Genomic DNA, 4,150 nt, shown 5'->3' with positions numbered 1-4,150 from the left:
ACTTTAACGTAGGGTTAAGCAGCTAGAGGCGACCCTTTATTCAAAGGTTGTTTTAAGGAAATAAAACGGGACTTCTCTGTATAGATGATAAGGTAGTTCCGCTTTCGCGAAAGCGCTATTAATAGCAATTTAATAATAGAACTACGCGCATCTTTCCCCGCAAGAAAATCTGCCATATCCTGCTCTGTATCAATATCCACAAGAGGTTCTAAGACTATTAATTCTTGATTTTGAGAAACAATATAGTCATGAAATGCAATGGCCAAACCGGATGATTGCCACGATAGGGCTCTAAAAGCTACTGGATCAAATTTGTTTTTATGCAATCCGATCAAATAAAGACCACCATCGAACGATTTTCCTTTGACCGCATTGCCATTATTAAGCGCTGTTGCCGCATTTTTAACAATTTGAACCGTCAGTAAAGGCGTGTCATTACCGAGACAGATTACAGACTCATAACCTTTATCAAAAACATCTTGAATAGAATTTGTAAATCGCGTGCCAAAACCTACGCCGCGTTGTTCTTTTTCGGTAAAATGATAGAAATCCAAACCGGAACCGTTCACGGTTTTAAGTACCTTATCGTTGAGCACCTTCATAATCTGTCTGTTATGAGCCAGCGGTTTGTGCAATACATCTGCCTTAGCAGTTTGTGCAAAGAGAAGAATAGCGGTATTTGAAAGGTTCTTTTTGATATGATCTCTATTAGTTAAGCTACAACTCCCTGACAACTGCTTCCTGCTCCAGCGGTACATCCATAGCAGTGTTGAGAAATTTGAATCGTGCGATCGTTCAATAAGTCTTCATTGTAATCTTTAATGTGCTGGATCTTGTTATCTACTTTAAGGTCTAACATCTGATTGAAATCACAATCGTATAACCAGCCATCCCAAGAAATAGAAATGGTGTTTTTACACATCAAATTTTCTACAGCTGCAGGATTATAGGCCTCTACAAGCGCATACATATAATCTTCATAATTTTCACTAGCTACGAGATAATCTAAAAACCTAGCGATAGGCAAATTGGTTATCGCAAAAAGACTGTGAAACTGGATATCAAAATCTGCTAACAAGGCTGCTTTCATTTCCTTTTGCATGCTTGCTTGATCACCTGGCAGATAAGCGCCACTAGGATTGTAAACTAGATCTAATTTCAAATCACTTCCTGGCATTCCATAACCACGTTTATTGAGTTCTTGTAATGCTTTTATAGATTTATCAAAAACACCGTCGCCACGCTGTTTATCTGTCTTACCTTTAGTCCAGTGCGGCATAGAAGACACCACATGAATGTTATGCTTCTTAAAGAAGTCCGGTAAGTCGTGGTATTTAGGATTTGCTCTAATAATCGTTAAATTAGAACGCACTATAAAATCTTGGATCCCAGCTTCAGAGGCTTGTTCTACAAACCATCTAAAATCAGGATTCATCTCTGGGGCGCCACCGGTAAGGTCTAGCGTATGTGCCCCTGTCGTTTTTATGACATCTATAATTAATCCCATCGTATCCCGTGTCATGATCTCTTTGCGGTCTGGACCAGCATCTACATGACAATGAGCACAAACCTGATTGCACATGTACCCTACATTTACTTGAAGAATCTCTAACGTATTAGGTCGCATAGGTAATTGCCCTATTTCTTTTATCTTTTTTGCAAAAAAAGGCAACTCTCCATTAGAAAATGGTGCTCCGTTGAGTACTTCCATTTGCTTATTGATATTAGCCAGATCTGCATCTCTATTTTTAAGAGATTTTTTGGTATTTACAGCCATAAATTATGGTGTGTTTTGTTTGGTTATTATAGACACGCTTCGAGCACATCTACCTTATGCATAAATAGTCAGAATTTTTCACAAAACTGTCACTATTCTGTTTTTCTAATAAATGCTAAGGGAACATATACTGGCTTATGGGAAAAATTTATAAGTTGGTTTTTAAAAGTACGGAAAACAAAAGGCTTTTACTGGGCCTGTCTTGCTAGATATACATGTGATCTGACGTCTGCAGCAATACTTCCAGAGTGGTCAATAAATTTAAATTATAATTATCTGTTTGCGATTTCTTCATGCGCTACACAGAGTCTACCGAAATGGTTGAAAAGCAGAACCAAATACGAACTTCCTCTAAATTTCCAGCACTTCGCCACTTTCCCATCTTTGCCGCTACCGAGTCAAATCTACCTTTTCCATCCCAAAACTCTGTTTTAACCAATTTTCAGGGACTAAAGAACAAAGCTTTTAATAGAAACACAGATCCCAGATAAATCGCTACCGCTATTTTCTAGGATAGCAGCTTCTAAGGTATTGCTTTGGCAAAGCCTAGAGTTACTACATCTCCAGTTTATTGACTTTATTCATCATTTGAACACCGTGTACCAGTGTCGCTCCACCTTTTATTGCTGCAGCTACATGCACGGCCTCCATCATTTCTTCTTTAGTGATGCCTCTTTTTAAAGCATCGCCCGTATAAGCATCTATACAATAAGGGCAATGTACTGCATGAGAAACAGCCAGCGCCATTAAGGATTTTTCTCTTGCGCTTAAGGCGCCTTCTTCAAATACCTTACTGTAATAATCAAAGAATTTAGTTCCTAATTCTTCACTCCACTCTGTTATTTTACCAAATTTTTTAAGATCCTTAGGATCGTAATAAGTCTTTTGCATTTTTTACTGTTTTTTTTGAAAATCTAAAATACTACATCCAAATCAGAATTTTAAAAAATTAGGCTCTCCTGCTAAAATAAAAAACACTGAAATGCACTACCCAACAATAGCAGCTGATGAATTCTGACACTGTAGTGAATTGTTGCAAAATTATCCAAAATTTATTCTAACGCCCGTAAAATTATTGATAACAAAATCTTAAAAAGAACGCCTAGATAAAATACCATTAAAAAAGTATATCTCTCAGGTATCAGGTACGCAAACAAACTCTCTAAATCTGACTTTATCTTAGTAAAGGCGAAAGCAAAAAAAAGCTCCCCAAACAGAAAGCTTTTTACTATGTACTACAATATCATTCGTTTTCTAGAGTAAAAATACGGTATCCAAAAGGCGGAAGATCCAGCCTGTTGTCTTCTGTAAAATTAACTGGCCCACCGCGCAATGCGTCAGTAATCCGTCCCTTTAACCCTTGTACTTTTGCCGATTGCCTTTCATCAGAAAAGTTTGCTATATAAAAAACAATAACTCCGTTTTTCTCTCTTTTAATAGCATAAATCTTATCATCATCATCAGTTTTTAACCTGGTATAACTAGCAGCATTTTTACCTCCATTTAAAGCTACATTATTCACCTTTAAGGCTCCTAATTTCTTCATTAAGTCCCATGTTTTTCCTTTCGTTTTAGGAATGGTATCTTTTTCAAAAAACTTTAACCGGTAATCCATATCATATTCTTGACCCGAATAAATCAAAGGCATTCCTGGTATCATATAGGATAGTGCTAGCATGGTTTCTGCTTTTGCACCCATTCTTTCTTTAACAGATCCATTCCATGAATTTTCATCATGGTTGGTAATGAAATTCATTAATATGTCATCTTTATCGTAGTTCCTAGCATTGCGTTCCATATACGCATCCCATTTTTCTACTGACATTTTACCTTGGGCTAACTCGTTCATGATGTGATGTCCTTCCCAATTGTAACCCATATCAAAGGCTTTGTTAAATAGGTCTTTTTTCTCACTTTCTGCCAGCATGAATAAAGGTTTTTGCTCCTGTAATTGTGCCGTAGCGTAGTTCCAAAACTCAGTAGGCACCTCGTGCGCGACATCACATCTAAAACCGTCGATATTATAGTCCGTCACCCAATTAGACATGGCATTAGACATAGCGTCCCACAAATCTCTATTGTCATAATTTAGATCTGCGGTATCTGTCCAGTCCGTTCCTGCTGGATGCATCATTTTACCATTTTCGTCCCTGGTATAAAACTCGGGGTGCTTCTTGATCCATACATGGTCCCATCCTGTGTGATTTGCTACCCAATCTAAAATCACATACATACCGTTTTCATGAGCTGTCTCTATTAATTTAATCAGATCAGCAGAGGTTCCTAAGTCTGGATTTATCTTTTCATAGTCTGCTACGGCGTAGTAACTTCCTAAATATTTTTCTCGCTCTTTGGGATCTTTTAGGTCTTCTA

Annotated in this window: 4 protein-coding genes; all 4 read right to left on the bottom strand. The window is 37.5% G+C overall.

The genetic code is table 11. The features are described from left to right. Nucleotides 1-14 precede the first annotated feature (14 nt). Entirely contained in the window at nucleotides 15-758 is a 744-nt protein-coding gene (locus tag ACJAT0_RS12845; protein WP_415181973.1) for a DUF2064 domain-containing protein, read from the bottom strand. After that, entirely contained in the window at nucleotides 713-1,777 is a 1,065-nt protein-coding gene (arsS, locus tag ACJAT0_RS12840) for an arsenosugar biosynthesis radical SAM (seleno)protein ArsS (protein WP_374002542.1), read from the bottom strand. Before arsS ends, ACJAT0_RS12845 begins: the two co-directional genes overlap by 46 nt. A gap of 555 nt (nucleotides 1,778-2,332) precedes the next feature. Further along, nucleotides 2,333-2,668, bottom strand: a complete 336-nt coding sequence (locus ACJAT0_RS12835) for an arsenosugar biosynthesis-associated peroxidase-like protein (RefSeq protein ID WP_415181972.1) — start codon at nucleotides 2,666-2,668, stop codon at nucleotides 2,333-2,335. Between the two features lie 352 nt (nucleotides 2,669-3,020). Then, on the bottom strand, nucleotides 3,021-4,150 hold a 1,130-nt coding region (locus tag ACJAT0_RS12830), incomplete at its 5' end, for an alpha-amylase family glycosyl hydrolase (RefSeq protein WP_415181971.1).

Origin of the sequence: Nonlabens sp., assembly GCF_047636915.1 — a bacterium.
In the GTDB taxonomy this organism is placed as follows: domain Bacteria; phylum Bacteroidota; class Bacteroidia; order Flavobacteriales; family Flavobacteriaceae; genus Nonlabens.
This window is presented reverse-complemented; position numbering and strand designations above follow the sequence as displayed.

Excerpts from the sequence above, each read along its gene's own strand:
- ACJAT0_RS12845 (WP_415181973.1), bottom strand. The coding sequence starts at position 758 with ATGTACCGCTGGAGCAGGAAGCAGTTGTCAGGGAGTTGTAGCTTAACT.
- arsS (WP_374002542.1), bottom strand. The coding sequence starts at position 1,777 with ATGGCTGTAAATACCAAAAAATCTCTTAAAAATAGAGATGCAGATCTG.
- ACJAT0_RS12835 (WP_415181972.1), bottom strand. The coding sequence starts at position 2,668 with ATGCAAAAGACTTATTACGATCCTAAGGATCTTAAAAAATTTGGTAAA.